Origin of the sequence: Pseudactinotalea sp. (genome assembly GCF_048594945.1) — a bacterium.
Taxonomy (GTDB): domain Bacteria; phylum Actinomycetota; class Actinomycetes; order Actinomycetales; family Beutenbergiaceae; genus Pseudactinotalea.
In genome coordinates, this window is the sequence record NZ_JBMDXJ010000243.1 from 1 (window position 1) to 4,665 (window position 4,665).

Sequence of the window (4,665 nt, forward strand, 5' to 3'; positions counted from 1 at the left end):
GGGCGGCGCCGCCGGATTCGGCCGCTGTCCAGCTCATCACGACGCTGTACATGACATCGCCCGTCACCGCCGCGGTGTACGCCAGCGCCCACCTGCACGCAGCAGCGTGGGTCCGTGGGCTCACGAGCGGGGATACAGCTCGAGGTGCGCCGCCACCGCCCGGGCGCCACTCGGATCCACCGGCAGGTAGTCGGCATAGCGATGGACGACGGCGAGCAACTCGCCCTTCAGCGCCTCCATCCCCGCAACGTCCAGGTGCAGGGTGTGGTCAGAGAAGAGTTGCGCCTCCAGCCACTCGCGTGGCTCCAGCGCCACGGCGGACGCCACGCGCTGCAGCTCGTCGGCCTTGGACAGCACGACGGCCCGCATGTACTCGCGCGAGGTGTCGTCGTCGTTGCGGTGCTCGGACGCTGCGAACTGCGAGACCGGATCAACGGCACGCCACCACCGCTCGCGTCGGGTGCCTCGCTCGGCGTCCTCGACGATCAGGCCGCCTTCTGCGAGTTGTCGCAGGTGGTAGCTCGCGGCGCCGGAGTCGATGTCGAACTCGCGGCCCAAGCCGCGAGCCGTGGCAGCCCCTGCGGCCCGCAGCCGGCGGAGCAGAGCCAGTCGCATCGGGTGCGCCAGTACACGCAGCTGGGCCGTCGTCAGCTCGGACATGGAAGGACCGTAGCATGTTGCGAAGAACTCTTCGCAACATGCGAGGAGCTCTCAAGGCCGCCGCGGCAGCGCTGTTCGCCCGATCGTCATGGCGTCCGAGGAGGTCAGTCGAGGCTTCCGTCTGGGGGTCAGGTCGTCTGTCCCCCGTCGACGATCATGGCGTGACCGATCGTGAAGGCGGCTTCGTCGGAGCACAGCCACAGCACGGCGGCGGCGACCTCGTCGACGTGTCCCATACGACCGACCGGTTCTTGACTCAGAACGGCGTGGCGACCCTCGGGCGTGTCACCGAAGACTCGTTCGATCATGTGGGTGTCGATGATGCCCGGACAGATCGCGTTGATGCGAATCCCGGCCGACGCGTAGTCGAGGGCGGCGCACTTGGTGGCGCCGATGACGCCGAACTTGGAGGCACCGTACGCGGCACCGCCAGCGAAGCCCTTGACGCCCGCGCCGGAGGAGGTGTTGACGATCGCGCCGCCACCACGCTGCTGCAGCAGCGGGATCTCGTGCTTCATCGACAGGAACACCCCGCGCAGGTTCACGTCGACGACCCGGTCCCAGAGGTCGTCGTCGATGTCTGCCGCCGGTGTGGTGGGCTGCTCGATCCCGGCGTTGTTGAAGGCGATGTCGAGCCCGCCGAACTCCTCGACCGTGGTCTGCAGCGCGGAGCGGACGTCCGGGGAGCGGGTGACGTCGCACATGACCGCGACGGCCCGGCCTCCGGCGGCCTCGATCAGGCTCGCTGTCTCGGCGCTCCCGGCAGCGTCGACGTCGGCGGCAACCACACTGGCGCCCTCCCGGGCAAGAGCGAGGGCGGTGGCACGACCGATGCCGGAACCGGCGCCGGTGACGAAGGCGACCTTGCCGGCGAAACGGTGCTGCGCCGTCATGAGTGCTCGTTCGCTGCGGATTCGGGCCGGAGCTCGCCGGTCAGCTCGCTGGCCGCCCACGACGCCAACAGGGACAGCGCCTGCTCGGTCGATGACCTCGTCTCGGCCGAGTAGATGGTCAGCGTGAGGCCCGGGTCGGTGCGGAGGTCGAAGCTCTCGTACGCCAGCTCGAGATCGCCGACCACGTGGTGGTGGAAGTGCTTGGTGCCGCTGCCGTGGGTGCGGACGTCGTGGGCACCCCAGCGGCGAACGAACTCCGGGCTGCGGTTGGACAGCTCGTCGACGAGCTCGCGCAGCGCGAGATCGCGCGGGCTCTTCCCGAGCCCGGTGCGCAGGTTGGCCACCGTGATGTCGGCCGCCCAGTCCCAGTCGGGGTAGAACCGGCGCGCGCCGCTGTCCAGGAACGTGTACCGCGCGAAGTTCGGGGGCCTGGCCGGGTCGAGGAACAGGTCGGCGTACATCGCGCGGCCGAGCAGGTTCGTGGCGAGCAGGTCGGAGCGGTCGTTGCCCACGATCGCCGGTGCATCGGTGATCGCATCCAGGGCGCGCTGCAGGCTCGGCCGGGGGCGCCACTGCGGTGGGCTTCCGGTGCGGCGCAGCACCCGGTTGGAGCCATCGGCCTCGTGCGCGAGCCGCAGCAGGTGGGCCCGTTCGGCCTCGTCGAGCCGCAACGCGTTGGCCAGCGCGTCCAGCACCCCGGCCGAGACGCCGCTGAGAGCACCGCGTTCGAGCTTGGCGTAGTACTCCACGCTCATCCCTGCCAGCGCCGCGACCTCGCTGCGCCGTAGCCCGGGCACCCGGCGCCGGCCGGCGTTCGGCAGCCCGACATCGGCCGGCCTCAGCCTCGCCCGCCGCGTGGTGAGGAACTCGCTCACCTCGGCCCGGTTGTCCATGTCCTCGACCTTAGGCGCGCACCCGCCGGGGCATCGATGCACTGTCAGTACACCTCTCCGGCGGGTCTTCCTCGGCTCCGCGCGCGGCGGTTGCCTGGAGCCATGAACCTCTCAGTCAGAGTCCCGACGGCGGCCGGCCTGGTGGTCTTCCTGCTCGCCTCGTGCGCTGACGGGGCTGGGCGGGCGACGCCGGACCAGGTCGATCCGACATGCGATGGGTCGAGTGAGGTCGCGGTCACAGTCGAAGGCGTCGCCCTGTCCGCGACACTCGCCGACACCACGGTGAGCGATCGGTTCGCTCGGTTGATGCCGTTGGAGCTCAACCTCAGCGACCCGATGGGCCAGGCGTTCTCCGGTCCGCTCCCGGGCGGTCCGCTGGAGGTCGCGGACGGTGATCTCTTGCTCGATCCGAGCGAGGGTGGGGTGTACTACGCCCCCGACTCCCACACCGTCGCGTTCTACTACGACGACCTCGGCCAGAGCGTCCCGCCACCCGGCTGGGCACTGCTGGCAGAGCTGGAACCCGCCGGGGTCGAGGTACTTGCGGCGACCGGGCGAGACGCCCGTGTCAGCATCGAGCACTGCGGCTGAGCCGGAATCAAGCAGTGAAGCGGAGCTCGACGAGTGGCCCCGGTACGCGCGAGCACCGAGTGGTGGACCAGTCCCTGCCAATACCCCCTGCGACAGGGACTCCCTCCTGGGCCGGCTCGCGCATTGGATGAGATCCGACGCACCCGAAGACATCAGTGAGGGGCACAGACCCGGATGACGACGAGACCATGGCGAGTAGCGGCAGCGCTGGCTGCCGGGCTGCTGCTCACCGGCTGCAGTGACGCCGTCGAGCCGGGTCCAGCGGCGACAGCCAGCCCATCCGAGACGTCGCGCACGCCCGAGACGGTCCGGACGCCGTCGACCGCGCCGACGGAGCACGACGGCGTGGTCGGCACCGTGGTCCGATTCACCGCAGGAGACGCGGTGGTGGATGTGACCATCGGCGAAGACAGCCCCGCCACGCGCGACTTTCTGTCCAGGCTCCCCATGACGCTGGAGCTGGAGGAGTTCAACGGCCGGGAGAAGATCGCCTACCTGGAGCCGGAGCTGGATTGGCCGGGGTCGCCCGGCTCCGACCCCGAGGACGGCGACCTCATCTACTACACGCCGTGGGGGAACCTCGGCTTCTACTACGACACCACGGGTGTCGGGTACTCCGAGGCCACCCTGCACATCGGCACCTACGACGCCACCGAGGCCGAGCTCGCCGACTTCGAAGGGCAACAGACCGCCGTCGAGATCCTCGACGACTAGGGAGAGGGAACTCATGAACGTCACCTACGACTTCATCGGACGGACCGCGCTCGTCACCGGCGGCAGCTCCGGAATGGGGGCGGCCACGGTGCGCGCCTTCGCGCAGGCCGGTGCCGCGACCGCCATCGTCGACCGCGACGGAGATGCCGCGCAGCGCCTGGCCGCCGAGCTCACCCAAGCGGGTCACCGGGCGCGGGGCATTGGCTGCGATGTCACCGACGAGGCGCAGGTCGCCGCCGCCGTCGCCGCGACCGTGGACGCCTTCGGCGGCCTGGACATGGCGTTCAACAACGCCGGCGTCATGCTACCGCCGGTGGACTCCGCGGATGAGAGCGCGGAGGCGTTCGACACGATCGTGGCCGTCAACCTGCGCGGGGTGTGGGCCTCGATGAAGCACGAGCTGAAGCAGATGCGGGAGCAGGGCTCCGGCGCGATCGTGAACTGCTCGTCCCTCGGCGGCCTTGTCGGCGGTGACGGGCGTACCACGTACCACGCGACCAAGCACGGCGTCATCGGACAGACCAAGAGCGTGGCGCTGCAGTACGGCCCGCTCGGGGTGCGGGTCAACGCCGTCTGCCCCGGCACCATCGCCACTCCGATGGTCGAGCAGATGACCGCCCGCGGCGAGCTCGACCAGGAGAAGGCGGCTGCCGGGGTGCCGTTGCGCCGACTGGGACGCCCCGAGGAGATTGCCGCTGCGGTGCTGTGGCTGTGCAGTGACGCCGCCAGTTACGTCACCGGTGCCGCGCTGCCGGTCGACGCCGGCCACACCGCCCAGTAGGACCCTGGCAGTTCAGGCGCTGGCAGCGAGGCGTAGCACCCGGTCGGCGCGGTTCCTGGCCCGTGCAACCGGCCAGCGCGATCGCCGCCACTACGGCGGCAACCACACCGACGCGACGGCCCAGCCTCATGCG

General features: G+C 70.3%; 6 protein-coding genes. 3 read left to right on the forward strand and 3 right to left on the reverse strand.

The genetic code is table 11. The features are described from left to right. Window positions 1–120: 120 nt before the first annotated feature. The 3 genes from ACOJSN_RS10535 to ACOJSN_RS10545 form a co-directional block, all read right to left on the reverse strand. Complete coding sequence (locus tag ACOJSN_RS10535; protein WP_420112452.1) at window positions 121–660, reverse strand: helix-turn-helix domain-containing protein; 540 nt, start codon at window positions 658–660, stop codon at window positions 121–123. A gap of 128 nt (window positions 661–788) precedes the next feature. Continuing rightward, window positions 789–1,553, reverse strand: coding sequence for a glucose 1-dehydrogenase (locus tag ACOJSN_RS10540; RefSeq protein WP_420112453.1), 765 nt, complete (start codon window positions 1,551–1,553; stop codon window positions 789–791). Beyond that, entirely contained in the window at window positions 1,550–2,446 is an 897-nt protein-coding gene (locus ACOJSN_RS10545) for a helix-turn-helix transcriptional regulator (protein WP_420112454.1), read from the reverse strand. The genes ACOJSN_RS10540 and ACOJSN_RS10545 overlap by 4 nt, the downstream gene beginning before the upstream one ends. A gap of 102 nt (window positions 2,447–2,548) precedes the next feature. Here ACOJSN_RS10545 and ACOJSN_RS10550 point away from each other — a divergent pair, with 102 nt between their 5' ends. From ACOJSN_RS10550 to ACOJSN_RS10560, 3 genes are all read left to right on the forward strand, one after another. Beyond that, entirely contained in the window at window positions 2,549–3,037 is a 489-nt protein-coding gene (locus ACOJSN_RS10550; RefSeq protein ID WP_420112455.1) for a cyclophilin-like fold protein, read from the forward strand. Between the two features lie 174 nt (window positions 3,038–3,211). After that, complete coding sequence (locus ACOJSN_RS10555; protein WP_420112456.1) at window positions 3,212–3,751, forward strand: cyclophilin-like fold protein; 540 nt, start codon at window positions 3,212–3,214, stop codon at window positions 3,749–3,751. Window positions 3,752–3,764: 13 nt separating this feature from the next. Next, a complete protein-coding gene (locus tag ACOJSN_RS10560) occupies window positions 3,765–4,532 on the forward strand; it encodes an SDR family NAD(P)-dependent oxidoreductase (RefSeq protein ID WP_420112457.1) in 768 nt (255 codons plus the stop codon). Window positions 4,533–4,665 lie beyond the last annotated feature (133 nt).